Source organism: Pyxidicoccus sp. M15 (assembly GCF_056858435.1).
Map to the genome: position 1 here is coordinate 9,436,247 of NZ_CM166495.1, position 17,728 is coordinate 9,453,974.

The following is a 17,728-nucleotide window of genomic DNA, read 5'->3' on the forward strand; positions in this document are numbered from 1 at the left end:
TGTCCCACACGTGGGGTGAAGGCGGGTGCGCTCGCGTTCGAAAGCCGACTGCGCTACTCCCGGCGGACTGCGCGGCGCCCCGGGGGCGCCCCCTGGAGACGAGATGACCAAGACGACAGCTCCGGCCCGACGCGGGGCCCTGCTCCTGCCTCTCGCGTTGGCCCTGGTGCTGACGGCGGGCCGGGCCTCGGGCGCGCAGCCCCCCGCACCGGCCGCCCCCGCCTCGCGGAAGGTGACGCTGCTCCACCTGGCGGACGTGTACCAGGTGCAGCCGGTGGAGGAGGGACGCCGGGGCGGGCTGGCGCGGGTGGCCACGCTGCGCAAGCAGGTGCTGAAGGAGACGCCGGACGTGCTGACGGTGATGGGCGGCGACACGCTCTCCCCGTCCGTGGAGTCGCTGCTGACGGTGGACGGCAAGGCGCTCAAGGGCCGGCAGATGATTGATGCGTGGAACGCGCTCGGCCTGGACTACGCGGTGCTGGGCAACCACGAGTTCGACTTCGGCGACGAGGCGCTGCGCGAGCGCATCCAGGAGTCGCGCTTCACCTGGCTGGGCGCCAACGTGACGGACGCGAAGACGGGCGACCTGTTCGCGGGCGTGAAGGCGTACGACGTGCGCGAGGTGGGCGGCATCAAGCTGGGCCTGTTCGGCGTGGTGGTGACGGAGACGAAGACGTCCTCCAAGGCCGGACCGGATACGAACTTCGGGGACTATTGCGAGGCGTCCCGGGCGGCGGTGACGAAGCTGCGCGAGGCGGGCGCCAGCGTGGTGGTGGGGCTGACGCACCTGACGCTGGAGCAGGACCGTGAGCTTGCCAGGTGCGTGAAGGTGGACGCCATCCTCGGCGGGCATGACCACGTGGGCGCGGAGGACCGCTCCACCGGGACGCCCATCTTCAAGGTGCCCGCGGACGCGGTGGAACTGGGCCGGCTCACGCTGGACGTGGACGCGACGACGGGCGTGCTGCGCAGGGCCACGTGGAAGCGGATGCCCGTCACGCGCAAGGTGGCGGAGGACGCGGAGTTCAACGCGGCCATGAAGGCCTATGAGCCGCTGTTCGCCCGGCTCTCCGAGCGCGTGGGCCGCACGCCGGTGGCGCTGGAGGCGCGCTCGTCGGAGGTGCGCACGCGGGAGACGAACCTGGGCTCCTTCGTCGCGGATGCCTTCCGTGCGGCCTCCGGCGCGGACGTGGCCCTAGTGAATGGAGGCGCCCTGCGCGCGGACACGGTGCTGCCGGCGGGCGTGGTGACGCGGCGCGAGCTGCACGCCATCCTCCCTTACGAGGATGCCCTGGTGGTGGTGGAGGTGAAGGGGGCCGCGCTGAGGGCGGCGCTGGAGAACGGGGTCAGCCTGAGCCGCGAGGACGCGAAGCCCGGCCGCTTCCCGCAGGTGTCCGGCCTGCGCTTCACGTACGACGCCTCACGCCCCGCTGGAGCGCGCGTGGTGGACGTGAAGGTGGGCGGCAGGCCGCTGGACGCGGAAGCCACGTACCGGCTCGCCACGCTGAGCTTCCTCGCCAGCGGCAAGGACGGCTACGAGGTGCTGAAGGGCCAGCCCACCACCCCCGCGCTGAAGGACGGGCGCACCCCATTGGACGTGCTGGCCGAGGCGTTCCGCACCGGCAGGCCCGCACCGCGCGCGAAGGGCGACGGCCGGATTGCCCGCGTCAGTGCCGCTCCCCCGACGAAGGACGCTCGCCGGCCGGCGCAGCCGGGCAAGTAGCGCTCAGCGTACCGCCCACCCACGCCGCTCGTAGACGACGCGCCCGGCCAGCTCGCGCAGCGCGTCCGTGCTCTGGTTGAGGTTGCCCGCGCGGGGCATCCAGCTCATCCGCCGCAGGGGCGTGGACGACGTGCGGATGTCCACCGGCAGCGTGGCCGGCCGCAGGCCCACCGCGGCGAAGCAGCCGGCCGCGCGCGGCATGTGCGCGGCGCTCGTCACCAGGAGCAGCGTCTTCCACCCCTGCTCGCGGATGATGCGCTCGGAGCCCAGCGCGTTCTCCCGCGTGTTGCGGCTGCGGCCCTCGGTGAAGATGCGCTCCGCCGGAATGCCCCACACCTGGAGCTGCTTCGACAGCACGTCCGCCTCCACCACCGCCTGGGGTCTCGGATCCAACGAGCCTCCGGAGATGAGCACCCTTTGCGCCCTCCCCTCGCGCAAGAGCTCGAAGCCGCGCAGCAGGCGCTCGGGGGCGGCGTTGTACTCGGGCCGGCCGGAGCGCTCGGTGGCCATCGGGTCCAACCCGCCGCCCAGGACGATGACGGCGTCATACGTCACGTCGGGACGGAAGGTGGACACGGCGCCCGCCTCCGTCGCCCGCATCAGCGCCGAGGACACCGGCTCCGTGGAAAAGGCGTAGAGCACCAGGAGCCCCAGCGCGGTGAGCAGCCGTGCCGTCCGCGCCCGCTTGCGCAGCAGCGCCCCTGCCAGCAGGAACAGCAGCGCCCAGGACAGCGGCGCCAGGAAGATGTCGAGCACCTTCGAGAGGAAGAGGAACACGGCGCTTCAGCGCTCTCCCCAGTGGAGCTTCTGCCGGAGGATGGAGAAGTAGGCCACCCTCGGGTTGCGCACCAGGTTGACACGGTTGGGCGAGCGCACCACCTCGATGCAGTCTCCGCCTTGCAGCCCGTGGCCCGTCTGCCCATCCAGCGTGAGGTACGTGTCCGCCGTCTCGCTGCGCAGCGTGATGCGGATGACCCGGTCCGCCGGCACGACGATGGAGCGCTGGGTGAGCGCGTGCGAGCAGATGGGCGACAGCACCGTGCAGTCCACCGACGGGTGGACGATGGGCCCACCCGCGGACAGCGAGTACGCCGTGGAGCCGGTGGGCGTGGCGAGGATGACGCCGTCCGCCTTGTACGTCGTAATCGGCACCCCATCGATGGACGTCTCGTGGTCGGCGATGCGCGCCAGCGCGCCCTTGTTGATGACCACGTCGTTGAGGATTTCGTCCTCGATGAGCGTGCGCCCGCCGCGGATGAGCCGGCAGGTGAGCTTCATCCGCGAGTCCACCTGGAAGCGCCCCGTCAGCACCCCGTCCAGGGTGGTGAAGAGCTCCTCCACGGGCACCTCCGTCATGAAGCCGAGGCTGCCCAGGTTGACGCCGAGGATGGGCACCCCGCGCCCGCCCAGCATCCGGGCCGCGTAGATGAGGGTGCCGTCACCGCCGAGCACCACCACCAGGTCCGCCCGGGCCGCCAGCTCCCGGTCCTCTACCCGTGGCCAGCCCAGCACATGCGCCAGGGAGCGGTCCCCGAGGATGGTCAGCTGCGGGTAGCGCTCGCGGATTTGAGCCGCCAGCGCGGCCGCCTCGGGCTTGTCCTTCTTCGCGACGATTGCCAGGGTCTGCACGCGCGTGGGTTCTAGTCCAGCCGGGCGTCCCGGCGCTCCCCTGAAATGCCGAGGTGCCCGCCCGCCGACACAGGACCCGGCACGTAGGCTCCCAGGTCGCTATTTTCAGGGCCCATGGACCTCTTCGAACATGCCGGCCAGAAGGACCAGGCCAGCCAGGCGCCCCTGGCCGAGCGCATGCGCCCCCGCTCGCTCTCCGAGTTCGTGGGCCAGGAGCACGTCACCGGCGAGGGCCGCTTCCTGCGCCGCGCGATTGAGGCCGACAAGGTGCCCAGCCTCATCCTCTGGGGCCCGCCCGGCACCGGCAAGACGACGCTGGCGCAAATCGTCGCCCGCTCCACCGGCGCCGCCTTCGAGTCGGTGTCCGCCGTCCTCTCCGGCGTGAAGGACATCCGCGAGACGGTGGCCCGCGCGCAGGACAGGTGGAAGCTGCACCGCAAGCGCACCTTCCTCTTCGTGGACGAAATCCACCGCTTCAACAAGGCCCAGCAGGACGCGCTCCTGCCCCACGTGGAGAAGGGCACGCTGACGCTCATCGGCGCCACCACGGAGAACCCCTCCTTCGAGGTCAACGCCGCGCTCCTGTCCCGCTGCCGCGTCGTCACCCTGCGCGGGCTGGAGGAGGACGAGCTCATTCCCCTGCTCCGCCGCGCCCTGGTGGACGAGCGCGGCCTGGGCGGGCGCGTGACGGTGGACGACGAGGCCCTGGACTTCCTCGCCAGCACGGCCGGCGGCGACGCGCGCAAGGCCCTCACCGCACTGGAGGTGGCCGCGGCCCACGGCGGCACCCACGTGGACCGCGCTTCCGCGGAGGAGGCCCTGCAGCAGAAGATGCTGCTTTACGACAAGGGCGGCGAGGAGCACTACAACGTCATCAGCGCCTTCATCAAATCCATGCGCGGCAGCGATGTGGACGCGGCGCTGTACTGGATGGTGCGGATGCTGGAGGCGGGGGAAGACCCCGTCTTCATCCTCCGGCGCATGGTCATCTTCGCGTCGGAGGACATCGGCAACGCGGACCCGCGCGCGCTGGGCGTGGCGGTGGACGCGCTGCACGCCTTCCAGCTCATGGGCCTGCCCGAGGGCACCCTGCCCATGACGCAGGCGGTGACGTACCTGGCGCTGGCGCCCAAGGCGAACACGGTGATTACCGCGTACATGGCCGCGCGCGAGGCCGTGAAAGCAGAAGGCGCGCTGCCGGTGCCCCTGCACCTGCGCAACGCGCCCACGAAGCTGATGAAGTCACTGGGGTACGGGGGCGGCTACAAGTACCCCCACAACTTCGAGGGCAACTACGTCCCCGAGGACTACCTGCCGGAGGCCCTGCGCGCCCGCCGCTTCTACACCCCCACCCGCAACGGCGAGGAGGCGGAGCTGACGGACCGCTACGAGGCGATTCAGCGCCAGCTCGCGGAGCGCAAGCCCCGCGAGCCGGGCGAGGAGGGCTGAAGACGCCCTCCTCAGGGGGACTTCAGGACGCGACTTCCAGCGCCTCGGCCTCGTCGCCCTTGGGCGCGCGCGGCTTCATGGAGCGGCCGGCCACCTCGTACTGCTTCAGCAGGCGGCGGAAGTTGGAGCGGTCCACGCCCGCCGCGCGCGCGGCGCTGGAGACGTTCTGGTTGTTCTTCTCCAGCAGCGCGGAGAGGTAGCGGCGCTCGAAGGCGCGCATCGCCAGGCGCTTGGCCTGGGCGTACGGCAGGTGCGCCAGGCTGAACACCTCCACCGTCGAGTCGGCCTGCGGCGCGGCCTGGAACCCGGGCGGCAAGTCCTCCACGTCGATGATGTCGTTGGCCGTCAGCACCACCGCACGCTCGATGACGTTCTCCAGCTCGCGCACGTTGCCCGTCCACCGGTTGCAGGTGAGGGCCTCCATGGCGCGCGGGGAGATGCCCGTCACCTTCTTGTCCGCCTTGCCCGAGTACACCTTGAGGAAGTGGTGCGCGAGCAGCGGCACGTCCTCGGGGCGGTCGCGCAGGGGCGGCAAATCAATGGTGATGACGTTCAGGCGGTAGAAGAGGTCCTCGCGGAACTTGCCCTGCTCCTTGGCGCGGGACAGGTCCACGTGGGTGGCGGCGATGACGCGCACGTCCACCTTGACGGGCTCGTTGGCGCCCACGCGCTTCACCTCACCCTCCTGCAGCACGCGCAGCAGGCGCACCTGGGTGGCGGGGGGCACGTCGCCAATCTCGTCCAGGAAGATGGTGCCGCCGTCGGCCGCCTCGAAGAGGCCCTTCTTGTTGCCGGTGGCGCCGGTGAAGCTGCCCTTCACGTGGCCGAACAGCTCGCTCTCCAGCAGCGTCTCCGTCAGCGCCGAGCAGTTGACGGCGACGAAGGGCTTGTCCTTGCGCGAGCTGCGGTAGTGGATGGCGCGCGCCACCAGCTCCTTGCCCGTGCCGCTCTCGCCCTGGATGAGGACGGTGGCCGTGGAGTGGCTCACCGTCTCCACCAGCTTGAAGACGGAGCGCATCTGCGTGGACTGGCCGATGAGGTCCTCGAACTGGCTGCGCGCGGTGAGCGCCTCCTCCAGCGCGCGGGTGCGGTCCTTGAGCGCCTTGCGCTCGGCCGCCTTGGCCACCGTGAGGCTCACCTCGTCGATGTTCTCGAAGGGCTTGGTGAGGTAGTCGTACGCGCCCGCCTTCACCGCCTCCACCGCCGTCTCCACGGTGGCGAAGGCCGTCATCATGATGACCTCCACGTCCGGACGGTCCGCCTTGATTCCGCGGAGCAGGTCCATGCCGGACAGGTTGGGCATCTTGATGTCGAGGACGACCACGTCGATGGACGGGTCCTTGGCCGCCGTCAGGCCCTCCACCGCATCGTCAATGGCCACCACCGGGTGGCCCTCGCGCTGGAGAATCTGCGTCACGGCCTTGAGGACGACCGAGTCATCATCCACGACGAGGACTTTGGCGCGCTTGACTGGAATCACGGCAACCTCTCGAGCTGCAGGGGAATGGGCAGGAAGACGGTGAAGCGGGAGCCCGCGTTGACCTGGGTGTCCACGTGGAAGCTGCCCCCGTGGTCCTGGACGATGCGGTAGGCGATGGACAGCCCCAGGCCGGTGCCTTCACCGGGGGCCTTGGTCGTGAAGGACGGCTCGAAGATGCGCGGCAGGTGGCGCTCTTCGATGCCGCTGCCGGTGTCGGCCACGGCGAAGTAGCAGCGGTCCCCCTCGCGGCCCGTCACCAGGGACAGGCGGCCTTCGGGAGAGGGCAGCGCCTGGAGGCCGTTCTGCAAGAGGTTGAGCACCACCTGCGCGAGCTGGCCGGGGTCGCCGTACACCTTGGGCAGCCCCTCCGTCAGCCCCAGCGACAGCTCCACCCGGGGCGTCGACTTGAGCTGCGCGCGGAAGAGCACCGCCGCGTCCTCCACGCACTTGGACAAGTCGAACAGCCGCCGGTCCTCCACGCGGCTGTGGCGGCTGAACTTGAGGAGGCTCTCCACAATCCGCTTGCAGCGCAGCGCGCTCTCTTCAATCAGCTTGAGCGACTCGAGGTCCGGGGCGGTGCGGCCCGCGTCGCGCGACATGAGCTGCGCGAAGGCGAGGATGCCGCCCAGCGGGTTGTTGATTTCGTGCGCCACACCGCCGGCGAGCTGGCCCACCGCGGCCATCTTCTCCGTCTCGATGAGGCGGCGCGTAATCGACTGCTCCTCGGTGACGTCCCGGTAGGTGCACACCACCCGGTCGTCGCCCGCCATCGGGTACGCGGACACCACGTAGGTGCGGCCCGACTGCTGCACCTCGCCGCGCGCGCCCTTGCCGCTCTCCACCGCCGCCGGCAGCGGGCAGCCCGTGCACGGCTCGTTGCGGCCGAAGAGGTAGCGGTAGCAGGCCGTCTCGGAGGGAATCTCCTCAATCGAGCGGCCGGCGACGCGGGCATACGCGAGGTTGGCGCGGCGCACGGCGAAGTCGCGCGCGCGCACCACGCACAGCGGCGTCTCCATGCAGTCGAAGGACAGCTCCCACTCGCGCTTGGCCTGGCTGAGCATGCGCGTGCGCTGGGCGACGCGCTCCTCCAGGTCCGCGTTGAGCAGCTTGAGCTCGGCGTTCTGCGCCTGCGTCATCTGGTGCAGCCGCTCGTTCTCCGTCTGGAGCGCGTACTGCTCGAAGGCGCTCTTCACCGTCAGCACCAGGTGGCTGTCGTTCCACGGCTTGGAGATGAAGCGGAAGATTTCCGAGCGGTTGATGGCCTCTTCAATCGCCTGCTGGTCCGCCTGGCCCGTCAGCATGATGCGCTGGGCGCGCGGCTCCTGCTGCTTCACCTGGGTGAGGAACTCCACCCCGTTCATCCCCGGCATCCGGAAGTCGGAGATGACCACCTCGGGGCGGAACTGCTGCAGCGTCCTCAGCCCCTGCTCGGCGTCCGTCGCCGTTTCAATGTCCCAGTCCCCCCGGCGGAGCACCCGGCGGATGGACTTGAGGATGTTCTCCTCGTCGTCCACCAGCAGCAGCCGCCCGCGGGGCGCTGCGTCCTGCTTCGAGAGCTGTGCGGCTTGGGGACCCATGGATTCTTTCTGCCTCACGACAATTGCAATGGCCCTGCCAGAGGCCGTTGCGCAGTAAACTCCTGGAATCACGAGAGTTAACTCTCTCGCGACTCAAGAGTGCGTGAGTCAGAGTAGACCCTCCCCCATCAAACGGGTCAATAGAGACCCAGGGTCTTTGACCCGGGGTCAGTCGCCGGGCAACTAGGGGGTCGGAAAAGGGGGGAGCTGGGCGTGCAGGCAGATGCGATCTCTGCCCTCGTGCTTGGCCCGGTAGAGGGCCTCGTCGGCGGTGAGCAGCAGCTGCTCCGGGGAGAGGACGGAGCGGTGGGGGAAGCTGGAGACGCCGAGCGAGGCCGTCACGCGCAGGTTTCCCTCGGCGCCCAGACGCAGGGCGCACAGCTCGCGGCGCACGCGCTCCGCCACGGTGAGGGCCCCGGTGAGGTGGGTGCGCGGCAGCAGCACCGCGAACTCCTCCCCTCCGTAGCGGGCCACCAGGTCCGTCTCGCGCACGCCGCGCTGGAGGGCCGCGGCCACCTCGCGCAGCACGCCGTCTCCGGCCGAGTGGCCGAACCTGTCGTTGACGTCCTTGAAGTGGTCCAGGTCCAGGAGGATGAGCGACAGCGCGTCGTCGTAGCGCTGGGCGCGGCGGAACTCCTCGCGCAGCCGCTCCTGGAAGTGCCGGTGGTTGTGGACGCCCGTGAGGCCGTCCGTCGACGACAGCCGCTGCAGCTCACCGACCTGCGAGGCGAGCGCCTCCAGCCGGGCCTGCGCGGACAGGCAGCGGCGCACCCGGGCGACCAGTTCCTCGGGGTCCCATGGGTCAAGAACGACCTCAGCACCCCGGCGGAGCGCCTCCAGCCAGGTGCTGCGCGGCGCCGGGGGGGCCAGCACCAGGACGGGCGTCCCCTGCCCGCCATCCGGGGGTATCAGCCGGTCCAGGAGCGTGAGCGTCCCCGCGGCGTCCTCCCCCGGGCAGAGCACCACCAGCGACGTCCCCCGGGCCAACCGGGGGATGTCCGGCCCGTGCGGTGCCAGCCGGAGCGCGAAGTCCTCCGGACCCAGGGCTCGGGCCAGCCGGGGCAGCGTTGACTGCGAGTCATCCACCACGAGCAGGGTGTAGGGCCTGGAGTTCACAGTGTCCCCGCAAATTGATGCTCATACGGTATCACGCCAGTAAGTAGGAGTGCGACCCCCTCTCGTTGATTTGAGTGAGGTGCTCTGGTACCGAGCGCGTTCACCCCCTCACGTTTCTCCGTCGAGCGAGGTCTTCCGTGGGCAAGTACCCCAGTATCAGCCTCTTCTTTCCCGCATGGAACGAGGAGGACTACGTCGAGCGGGCCGTGAGCCGCGCCCTGGACGTACTCCCCAAGCTGACGGACGACTTCGAAATCATCATCGTCAACGACGCCTCCACGGACCGGACGCGCGAAATCTGCGAGGCGCTGGCGCAGAAGGTGCCCCAGCTGCGGGTCATCCACCACCCGGTCAATCTCAAGCTGGGCGGGGCGATGCGCACGGGGCTGGCGGCGTCGACGAAGGACATCGTCGTCTACTCGGACGTGGACCTGCCGTGGGACATGCGGGAGCTGGAGCGCTCCCTGCACCTGATGGAGTACCTGGAGGCGGACATGATTTGCGCCTTCCGGTTCGACCGCACGAGCGAGGGCCCCAAGCGCATCGTCTACTCGTTCGTCTACAACCTGCTCATCCGCGCGCTGTTCGACATCCAGATCAAGGACGTCAACTTCAGCTTCAAGGTGATGCACCGGCGGGTGCTGGAGTCCATGGAGCTGCACAGCCAGGGCTCGTTCATCGACGCGGAGCTGGTGGTGAAGGCCATCCGCAAGGGCTTCCGCGTGTTCCAGATGGGCGTGGACTACTTCCCGCGCACGCGGGGCATCTCCACGCTGGCCTCGCCTTCCGTCATCGTGAAGATGGTGAAGGAGCTGGTGCGGCTGTACCCGCAGACGCGCTCGCCGCAGCCGCCGGTGCAGCCGGTGCGGCTGCCGCCGTCGGTGCAGCAGCTCCACGCGGTGCCGCCCACGGGCCGCGCGGCGCGGGGCTGAGGGCTTCGCAACGTGGCGCGCTCCCTCACGCGCCTGGTGGTGAACGCGGACGACCTGGGGCTGCACCCCTCACTGGACGCGGGCATCCTCCGGGCGCATCGCGAAGGCATCGTCACCAGCGCCACCCTGCTGGCCACGGGCCCCACGGCGCCCGAGGCCGCCGCGCGCGCTCGGGAGCAGGGGCTGGCGGTGGGCCTGCACCTGGCGCTGTCCACCCGGCTGGCTCCGGCGGCGCCCGTGCATGCGGTGCCCTCGGTGGCGCCGGGCGGGCGAATGCGCGGGAGCTGGGCGGACTTCGCGAAGGCGTGGCTCGCCGGGGCCGTGCGGCGTGAAGAGGTGGAGGTGGAGCTGGCCGCGCAGCTGAAGCGCGCGCGGGAGCTGGGCGTGGCGGTGGACCACCTGGATGGGCACCAGCACCTGCACCTGCTGCCCGGGGTGCGCGGCGTGGTGGAGGCGCTGGCGGCGCGAGAGCGGCTGCCCTTGCGGTGGCCGGATGCCCTGCCGAGGGCGCGGTGGCTGCGGGCGCCGGGGCCGGCGGTGAAGGCGTCCATCCTGGCCGTGCTCGCACGCGTGCCGCCGTGGAGGACGCCGGGCGTGCGCCGGGTGAGCGCGGGCGGCGTATTCGAGGCGGGCCGGCTGGACGAGCGTGCGCTGCTGGACGCGCTGGAGGCGCTGCCGGCGGGTGACTTCGAGATTGGCTGCCATCCGGGTGAAGGCGCGCCCCACGTGCCGGAGGACCCTGCCTGGCGCTACGGCTGGCAGGCGGAATTGGACGCGCTCACGAGCCCGCGAGTGAAGGCCGTGTTGCGCGAGCGCGGCATCGCGCTGCACACGTACGGCAGCCTCGCCGCGGCCGTGTAGCCGCCCCTACGGCAGCCACGCCTCCGCGACGTAGAGCACGTGCGGCGTGGTGTAGCCGCGGCCCAGGTCCACCACCTCGAGCACGCCGAAGCCCGCGTCCTTCAGCAGCTGCGTCATCTCCGCGCGCGGCTTGAGCGCCATGCCGCCGCTGGCCTTCGTGCGCCCGAGCAGCGACACCATCACCCACTCCTGCAACAGCGCCTTGCGGTGCTTCCAGGAGCCGTCGCCCTCCACCTCCTTCAGCAGGAAGCGCCCACCGGGCTTGAGCAGCCCGTGCACGGTGCGGAGGAAGGCAGGCCACTTCGACTCGGGCAGCAGGTACAGCACGTCGCACACCACCGCCGCGTCGAAGTCGCCACGAGCCTCCCGGGCCAGCGTCTCCTCCACGGTGCCCTCCGCGATTTTCACGTTGGGCAGCCCCGCGAGCGCCCGCTGTGCCCACGCCACCTTGCGCGGGTCCGGGTCCACGCCGTGCACGATGCGGCGCGGGTCCGCCAGGGCCAGCAGCGCGGACAGCAGCCCATGCCCACAGCCGATGTCCGCCACGGTGCCGGCCGGAATCCGCGACGTCACGGCCAGCAGGGGGGCGGACGACGCGCGCGCATGGACGTGGAAGCGCTCCGCTGCGGGCAGCGAGGCGTAGAGGGCGAGGGCCTGCTCGAGGAGTGCGCTCATGAGATGTAATAATCGGCGCCAAAGGCCCACGAGAGAACGACCACGGAGATTGCGCCCACCGTGAGCGCGCCCCGCAGCAGCAATGGCCGCTGGCGCAACAGCATCGCGGCGGTGAGGAACACAGGGAACGACGACAGCAGGTAGCGCCCCATACCCATGAAGTCTTTCGTGGACCACGCGGGCAGGCCGACAATCGCCAGCACGTAGACGGCGTAGCCCCACCCCAAGAGCTTCCGCGTGGGCCACACCAGCGCCAGCGCCAGCAGCGTGAAGAAGGCATGCGCGGCCAGACGGAACGCCTCGCGCTTGTCGGTGGGATGGAGGATGACGCGCTCGAACCAGCTCACCTTCAGCCACGAGCGCCAGCCGGGCTGCTGCTCCCAGCCGGGAGCGCCCTGCACCTTCACGAAGGCGAAGGGGTCTCCGAACTTGTGCCAGAGAAAGAGCATGTAGCAACCGAAGCCCAGCCCCGCGAGCACCGGGAGGAAGTCCACGGCGGTCCACTTCTCGCCGCGCGCGTGCTTCCACTCCAGCCGGCGCACCAGCAGGCCCAGCACCACCGCGGGCGCCACCGGCCGTGCCGCCGTGGCCACCGCCGCCACCAGCACCGCAGGCAAGAGCAGCCCGCGCTCCAGCAGCAGGAAGGCGGCAATCACCAGCAGGACGAACAGCGCGTCCGAGTACATGGCGCCGTAGAAATAGAACGTGAAGGGGTAGCAGGCCATCAGCAGGCCGGCGCGCAGCGCGGTGGCCTCGTCCGTGAGGCCGCGCGCCCAGAAGGTGAAGAGCAGCAGCGCCAGCGGGCCGCACAACAGGGTGATGAGGACGCCGGACTGGTACACGTCCGGCCCCAGCGTCTGCACGGCGCGGATGACCAGCGGGTAGAGCGGGAAGAAGGCCACCGAGCTCTGCTGGCCCTCCGTGAACTGGTAGCCCTCCTGGGCAATCCGCATGTACCAGCTCGAGTCCCACGCCACCCAGCCCATGGTGACGTACTCGTCCACGCGAACGACGGGGTTCTGCTTGTTCTTGTGGAAGTAGCGATGGGCCCCCATCCCGGCGGCGGCGCTGCACAGCACCACGGCGACGAGGGTGACGAGGAGGATGGTGCGGGACGCGGAGCGGGCCATGCGGCCGGCAGGCTTGGTCCAGAACGCCGCCCCGGTCAAGCCCGGGAGCCCGCGAAGACGCGGGCCCCCGAGCCGGTGAGGCCCTTTCGCGACGGTCAGCGCGGGTAGAACGTCTTGCCCGCCTTCACCATCTCCACGAGGTGCGGCGCGGGGGTGAACCGCTCCCCGAGCTTGTCGTGGAAGTGCTCCAGCTTGCGCAGCACCTCGGCGGGGCCGCGGCTGTCCACGTAGCGCAGCGGGCCGCCCAGGAACGGCGGGAAGCCCAGGCCGAAGATGGCGCCCACGTCGCCGTCACGCGCGCTGCGGAGGATGCCCTCGCCCATGCAGCGCACGGCCTCGTTCACCATCTGCAGCACCAGCCGCTCCGCCATCTCCTCGCGGTCGAACGACTTGCGCTCCTTGCCGTGCGGCAGCAAGGCGTAGACGGAGGTGTCCACCTCCTTCTTCTTCCCGTCCTCGTACAGGTAGAAGCCCTTCTGCGTCTTGCGGCCCAGCCGGCCGTCGGTGATGACGTTCTCCAGCGCCCTGGGCGCCGCCATGCGCTTGCCGAACGCGGCCTCCATGATGGGGCCCACCTTCTGCGCCACGTCGATGCCCACCTCGTCGAGGAGCGTCATCGGCCCCACGGGGAAGCCGAAGTCCACCAGCGCCCGGTCCAGCTCCGCGATGTCCGCGCCCTCCGCCAGGAGGTGTGCCGCCTCGTTCATGTACGGCGCGAGGATGCGCGAGGTGTAGAAGCCCGGCCCGTCGTTGACGACGATGACCGTCTTGCCCTGCTTGCGGCCCACCTCCACGCAGGTGGCCGTCACCCACTCGGCGGTGCCCGGGTGGGTGATGATCTCCAGCAGCGGCATCTTGTTCACCGGGCTGAAGTAGTGCATCCCGATGACCTGCGACGGCCGGCGGCTGCCCTTCGCCAGCTCCGTAATCGGGATGCTGGAGGTGTTGGACGCGAAGATGCAGTGGTCGCCGGTGACGGCCTCCACCTCGGCGATGATGCGGTGCTTGAGCTTCAGGTCCTCGAACACCGCCTCGATGACGAGGTCCGCGGACTTGAAGCCGCTGTAGTCCGTGCCCGCGGTGACGAGCGCCATCTTCGCCGCCGCCTCGCGCTGCGTCAGCGAGCGCTTCTTCGTGCGCTCATCCAGGATGGACTGCACCTGCTTGAGCGCGCGGCCCACGCCCGCGTCGTCCTTGTCCTTCACCCGCACCGGCACGCCCTGCAGCGTGCTGGCCACGTAGGCGATGCCGCCGCCCATGAGGCCGCCGCCCAGCACCGCCACCTTCTTCACCTCGCGCGGCTTCACGCTGGGGTTGGCCGTGCCGTTCTCCTTCTTCAGCGCCGTCGTGGCGAAGAAGATTTCCACCAGCCGCTTGGAGACGTCCGACATCACCAGCTCGCCGAACGCCTTCGCCTCGGCCTCCTGGCCCGCCTTGTGTCCGGACTCCAGGCCCGTGCGAATCACCTGGAGCGCCTTCTCCTGCGCCGGGTAGTGGCCGCGCGTTTTCTTGAGCAGCTGCTTGCGCGCCTCGTCGAACACGAGCTTGCGGCCGAGCGGGTTGTCCTCCAGGGCCACTTCCGCCCACAGCTCCTTGTTGGCCAGGCCCTGGAAGAAGCCCGCCAGGCCCTTCGCCTTGCCGCCGGAGACCACGGACTTGAAGCCCTGGCCGCGCGTGCGCTCCACCTTCAGCGTGCCCTCGGCCAGCTCCTTCGCGCGCTGCACGGCGAGCCTGCGCAAGAGCGGCACCGGCACGACTTCATCCACCACGCCCAGCTTCTTCGCCTTGGAGGGCTTGAGGCTCTTGCCGGTGAGGATGAGGTCCAGCGCCGCCTGCACGCCGATGAGCGCGGGCAGCCGCTGGGTGCCGCCGGCGCCGGGAATCAGGCCCAGCTGTGTCTCGGGCAGGCCCAGCGACGTCTTGGGGCTGTCCGTGACGATGCGGTAGTCACACGCCAGCGCCCACTCCAGGCCGCCGCCGAGACACGAGCCGTGGATGGCCGCGACGACGGGCTTGGGGAAGGCGTCCAGCCGGTCGAAGCCCTCCTGGCCGTTGCGGCTGATGGCGGTGGCCTCCTCCGCCGTCTTGAGCGTCTGCAGGAAGTCAATCTTCGCCCCGGCGACGAAGTTGTCCTTCTTGCCGGAGATGAAGACCACGGCCTTCACCTCGGGAGCTCCCTCCGCGCGCGTCATCAGGCGGGTGAAGGCCTCGCCCGTCTCGGGCGACAGCGTATTCACGGGCGAGTCCGGCAGGTCGTACGTGATGACGGCGACCCCGTCCTCCACCTGGTAGTGGAAGCCCTGCTTCACCTCGAGCTCTTCGAGTTTGATGGCCATCACGCACGCTCCAGGACCACGGCGGCACCCAGGCCACCGGCGGCGCAGACGGTGCACAGCACCGTGTTCTTGTTCCGACGCTTCAGCTCGTTGAGGGCCTGGGTGACGATGCGCGCCCCCGTGGCCCCGAAGGGATGACCGATGGCGATGGAGCCGCCCGTCACGTTGAGCCGCTCGCGGTCCACCTCGCCCACCGGCGCGCTCCAGCCCGCCTTCTTCGCGAACTCCTTGGACGCCAGCGCCTGGAGGTTGCTCGCCACCTGGGCGGCGAACGCCTCGTGCATCTCCACCAGGTCGATGTCCGCCAGCGTGAGGCCCGCGCGCTTGAGCGCGGTGGGCACCGCGTACACGGGGCCCTGCAGGAGCTGGTCGCCCGGGTCCGTCGCGGCGTAGGCGTGCGCGCGCAGGTAGCCCAGCGGCTCATAGCCCAGGGCCTTCGCGCGCTCCTCGCTCATGAGCAGCAGCGCCGCGGCGCCGTCGGTGAGGGGCGAGGCGTTGCCGGCGGTAATCGTGCCGTACTTCCGGTCGAACACCGGCTTGAGCTGGCCGAGCGCCTCCACGCTGGTGTCGTCGCGGACGATGTTGTCCTTCGCGGCAATCTGCTCGTACTTCGGCGGCACGGCGACGTGCATGACCTCGTCGTCGAAGAGGCCGTCCTTCCACGCGCGCGCGGCGTTGCGGTGCGAGTGGTAGGCGATGCGGTCCTGCTCCTCGCGGGAGATGCCGTTCTCCTTGGCCATCTTCTCCGCGCTCTCGCCCATCGTCATGCCGGTGGAGTACTCGGCGATGGCGGGGGGCACGGGAATCAGGTCCTTGCCCTTGAGCTTCTGGAAGGGCTTGAGCTTCTCCGGCAGCGAGCGCCCCTTGGACGCGGCCACCAGCGCGTGGGCCAGCGGCCGGCTGGTGAAGATGGGGGCGTCCGACATGCACTCGGTGCCACCGGCGATGATGATGTCCGCCTCGCCCACGGCAATCGCGTTGGCGGCCGTCGTCATGGCCTGGATGGACGTGGCGCAGGCGCGCGCCACGGTGAAGGCCTCGATCTTCTTCGGCAGGCCCGCGGCGATGACCACCTCGCGGGCGATGGACGGGGCCGTCAGCGTGGGGATGACCTGGCCGAAGACCACCTGGTCGATGGTGTTCGGGTCCAGCTCCGTCCGCTGGACGAGCTCCTGGACCACCATGCGGCCGAGGTCCAGCGCGGTGAGCCCGGAGAAGACCGAGCCCGCCTTCACGAACGGGGTCCGCAAACCGCGGACGATGGCCACCCTCGGGTGGCCCTTGCGCTTCTCGTTTGCCATGTGTGCCTCACCCTTCTGCGACGTCGAGTGGGGCCCATCTAACGGCCGACAATGCAGCGCGTCAATCGTCCATTGATTCTAGAGTCAACAGGTGGGCGGAAGGCTCAGCCTGCCCGCCCGTCCGGAGGCGGGGCGGGCTTCGGCCAGCGCTTCGTCTTCACGTACTCGCGCGCCAGCTGGGGCTTGGGGTCCGGCGCGTCGAAGGGCTCCTCGATGATTTCGAACAGGCCGTTGTCGAACGGCCGGCCCGGAGCGGGCGCCTTCGGCACGAGTCGCTCCCGCGTCCCTTCCGCCGCGCGCGTCTTCGCGCGGAAGTGACAGTAGGGGTTGTTGCCCGGCCGTCCGAACAGCGCATGCGCCGTGAAGCTGCACCCCGCCATGCACGTCTCCGCGAAGGGGCACGTGCGGCAGAAGCCCCACAAGTCGTCCACCGTGCGAGTCCGCGTGAAGGCGAGCTCGGGCGTGTCCTTCCAGATGCGCTCCAGCGACTGCTCGCGCAGGTTTCCGCCCACGTAGTGCGCCGTCTGGAGCGAGGGGCAGCCCTTCACCGCGCCATTCGACTCGATGCCCATCACGTAGCGGCCCGCCTGACAGCCCCGCCAGTGGTCTCTCCCGCCCGCGTGCACCGAGCGCAGCAGCGCCTCCTCCGGCCCGAAGTAGCCCAGGTTGTTCCCCGGCATCACGGTGATGCGGTCTGCCCGCGCCTGCTCCTTCAGCCGGGCGATGCGCGGCATCAGGTCCATCAAGTCCCACGGCTGCAGCAGCAAATCGGGCCGGTCCGCCGCGCGCCCGAGCGGCGCCGTAATCTGCACCTGCCACGCGCCAATGCCCTGCGCCTTCAGGTGCGCATAGAGCGGCTCCAGGTCGCCCTGGTTGAGCCGGTTGAGGTTGGTGTTCGCGGCGGTGCGCACGCCCGCGGCCTTCAGGTAGCCCAGCGCCGCGGTGGCGGAGGCGAAGCTGCCCCGGGCCGCGCGCATGATGTCGTGCGTGGGCTCCAGCCCGTCGATGCTCACCGACGCGGCGTACAGCCCCGCGCGCGCCATCTCCGAGGCCAGCTCCGCGGTGACGCCGCGCCCGCCCGTCGTCAGGCCCGGACGGATGCCCGCGGCCTTCAACGCCTGGATGATGCGCAGGAACCCCGGGTGCAGGTACGCCTCCCCGCCGATGAGCACCACCTCCCGCGCGCGCATCGCCGCGAGCTGGGCCACCACCCCGAGCGCCTCCTCCGTGCCCAGCTCCCCCGCCCGCGCGGTGCCGGCCCGTGAGCCGCAGTGCGTGCAGGGCTGGTCGCACGCGAGGGTCAGCTCCCACACCACGTAGGCGGGGTGGTAGTCCGTGGGGCTCACGTCGATGCGCCGATTCACCATGCGCACCGAGCCTAACGGACGCGCCCCGGTGCCAGCACCCGTGACACCGGTGTCAGGCCCGCGCCCGGGCCAGCACGCGGCGATTGACGCGATGCTCGGGACTTCTGGCACTTACCTCGGGCATGCGCCCTGCACTGTCACCACCGGCCTCA

The 17,728-nt window shown here is 70.3% G+C and carries 14 protein-coding genes; 4 read left to right on the forward strand and 10 right to left on the reverse strand.

Annotation, left to right across the window (positions count from 1 at the left end; genetic code table 11):
* Positions 1-103 precede the first annotated feature (103 nt).
* Positions 104-1,723 (forward strand): bifunctional metallophosphatase/5'-nucleotidase, encoded by a 1,620-nt coding sequence (locus ACX9TP_RS34785; protein WP_482974949.1) that lies wholly within the window; start codon positions 104-106, stop codon positions 1,721-1,723.
* 3 nt (positions 1,724-1,726) lie between these two features.
* Here ACX9TP_RS34785 and ACX9TP_RS34790 read toward each other — a convergent pair whose 3' ends face one another.
* Complete coding sequence (locus tag ACX9TP_RS34790) at positions 1,727-2,500, reverse strand: YdcF family protein (RefSeq protein WP_482974950.1); 774 nt, start codon at positions 2,498-2,500, stop codon at positions 1,727-1,729.
* Positions 2,501-2,506: 6 nt separating this feature from the next.
* Positions 2,507-3,352 carry an NAD(+)/NADH kinase gene (locus ACX9TP_RS34795; protein WP_482974951.1) on the reverse strand — a complete coding sequence of 282 codons (846 nt, stop codon included), beginning with the start codon at positions 3,350-3,352 and terminating at the stop codon, positions 2,507-2,509.
* Positions 3,353-3,466: 114 nt separating this feature from the next.
* Here ACX9TP_RS34795 and ACX9TP_RS34800 point away from each other — a divergent pair, with 114 nt between their 5' ends.
* Positions 3,467-4,801: a replication-associated recombination protein A gene (locus ACX9TP_RS34800; RefSeq protein WP_482974952.1), complete on the forward strand. Its 1,335-nt coding sequence runs from the start codon at positions 3,467-3,469 to the stop codon at positions 4,799-4,801.
* 22 nt (positions 4,802-4,823) lie between these two features.
* On the opposite strand, the gene ACX9TP_RS34805 is transcribed toward ACX9TP_RS34800, so the two are convergent.
* The 3 genes from ACX9TP_RS34805 to ACX9TP_RS34815 form a co-directional block, all read right to left on the reverse strand.
* On the reverse strand, positions 4,824-6,281 hold the full coding sequence (locus ACX9TP_RS34805; RefSeq protein ID WP_482974953.1) for a sigma-54-dependent transcriptional regulator: 1,458 nt from the start codon (positions 6,279-6,281) through the stop codon (positions 4,824-4,826).
* Positions 6,278-7,858 carry a response regulator gene (locus ACX9TP_RS34810; RefSeq protein ID WP_482974954.1) on the reverse strand — a complete coding sequence of 527 codons (1,581 nt, stop codon included), beginning with the start codon at positions 7,856-7,858 and terminating at the stop codon, positions 6,278-6,280. Before ACX9TP_RS34810 ends, ACX9TP_RS34805 begins: the two co-directional genes overlap by 4 nt.
* A 183-nt stretch (positions 7,859-8,041) precedes the next feature.
* The gene (locus ACX9TP_RS34815) at positions 8,042-8,974 is read right to left on the reverse strand and encodes a GGDEF domain-containing response regulator (protein ID WP_482974955.1); all 933 of its coding nucleotides are present in this window, start codon (positions 8,972-8,974) and stop codon (positions 8,042-8,044) included.
* Between the two features lie 137 nt (positions 8,975-9,111).
* On the opposite strand from ACX9TP_RS34815, the gene ACX9TP_RS34820 reads away from it, so the two are divergent.
* On the forward strand, positions 9,112-9,906 hold the full coding sequence (locus ACX9TP_RS34820; protein WP_267860702.1) for a glycosyltransferase family 2 protein: 795 nt from the start codon (positions 9,112-9,114) through the stop codon (positions 9,904-9,906).
* A 12-nt stretch (positions 9,907-9,918) separates the two neighbouring features.
* Positions 9,919-10,767 (forward strand): ChbG/HpnK family deacetylase, encoded by an 849-nt coding sequence (locus ACX9TP_RS34825; protein WP_482974956.1) that lies wholly within the window; start codon positions 9,919-9,921, stop codon positions 10,765-10,767.
* Between the two features lie 6 nt (positions 10,768-10,773).
* On the opposite strand, the gene ACX9TP_RS34830 is transcribed toward ACX9TP_RS34825, so the two are convergent.
* The 5 genes from ACX9TP_RS34830 to ACX9TP_RS34850 form a co-directional block, all read right to left on the reverse strand.
* Positions 10,774-11,442 carry a class I SAM-dependent methyltransferase gene (locus tag ACX9TP_RS34830; RefSeq protein WP_482974957.1) on the reverse strand — a complete coding sequence of 223 codons (669 nt, stop codon included), beginning with the start codon at positions 11,440-11,442 and terminating at the stop codon, positions 10,774-10,776.
* Positions 11,439-12,572, reverse strand: a complete 1,134-nt coding sequence (locus tag ACX9TP_RS34835) for a mannosyltransferase family protein (RefSeq protein WP_482974958.1) — start codon at positions 12,570-12,572, stop codon at positions 11,439-11,441. Before ACX9TP_RS34835 ends, ACX9TP_RS34830 begins: the two co-directional genes overlap by 4 nt.
* Before the next feature lie 95 nt (positions 12,573-12,667).
* Positions 12,668-14,908, reverse strand: coding sequence for a fatty acid oxidation complex subunit alpha FadJ (gene fadJ, locus ACX9TP_RS34840; protein ID WP_482974959.1), 2,241 nt, complete (start codon positions 14,906-14,908; stop codon positions 12,668-12,670).
* Positions 14,908-16,209: an acetyl-CoA C-acyltransferase FadI gene (gene fadI / locus ACX9TP_RS34845; RefSeq protein WP_482974960.1), complete on the reverse strand. Its 1,302-nt coding sequence runs from the start codon at positions 16,207-16,209 to the stop codon at positions 14,908-14,910. Before fadI ends, fadJ begins: the two co-directional genes overlap by 1 nt.
* Before the next feature lie 104 nt (positions 16,210-16,313).
* A complete protein-coding gene (locus ACX9TP_RS34850; RefSeq protein ID WP_482974961.1) occupies positions 16,314-17,576 on the reverse strand; it encodes a radical SAM protein in 1,263 nt (420 codons plus the stop codon).
* Positions 17,577-17,728 lie beyond the last annotated feature (152 nt).

Excerpts from the sequence above, each read along its gene's own strand:
- ACX9TP_RS34850 (WP_482974961.1), bottom strand. The coding sequence starts at position 17,576 with ATGGTGAATCGGCGCATCGACGTGAGCCCCACGGACTACCACCCCGCC.
- ACX9TP_RS34810 (WP_482974954.1), bottom strand. The coding sequence starts at position 7,858 with ATGGGTCCCCAAGCCGCACAGCTCTCGAAGCAGGACGCAGCGCCCCGC.
- fadI (WP_482974960.1), bottom strand. The coding sequence starts at position 16,209 with ATGGCAAACGAGAAGCGCAAGGGCCACCCGAGGGTGGCCATCGTCCGC.
- ACX9TP_RS34835 (WP_482974958.1), bottom strand. The coding sequence starts at position 12,572 with ATGGCCCGCTCCGCGTCCCGCACCATCCTCCTCGTCACCCTCGTCGCC.
- ACX9TP_RS34800 (WP_482974952.1), top strand. The coding sequence starts at position 3,467 with ATGGACCTCTTCGAACATGCCGGCCAGAAGGACCAGGCCAGCCAGGCG.
- ACX9TP_RS34830 (WP_482974957.1), bottom strand. The coding sequence starts at position 11,442 with ATGAGCGCACTCCTCGAGCAGGCCCTCGCCCTCTACGCCTCGCTGCCC.
- ACX9TP_RS34785 (WP_482974949.1), top strand. The coding sequence starts at position 104 with ATGACCAAGACGACAGCTCCGGCCCGACGCGGGGCCCTGCTCCTGCCT.
- fadJ (WP_482974959.1), bottom strand. The coding sequence starts at position 14,908 with ATGGCCATCAAACTCGAAGAGCTCGAGGTGAAGCAGGGCTTCCACTAC.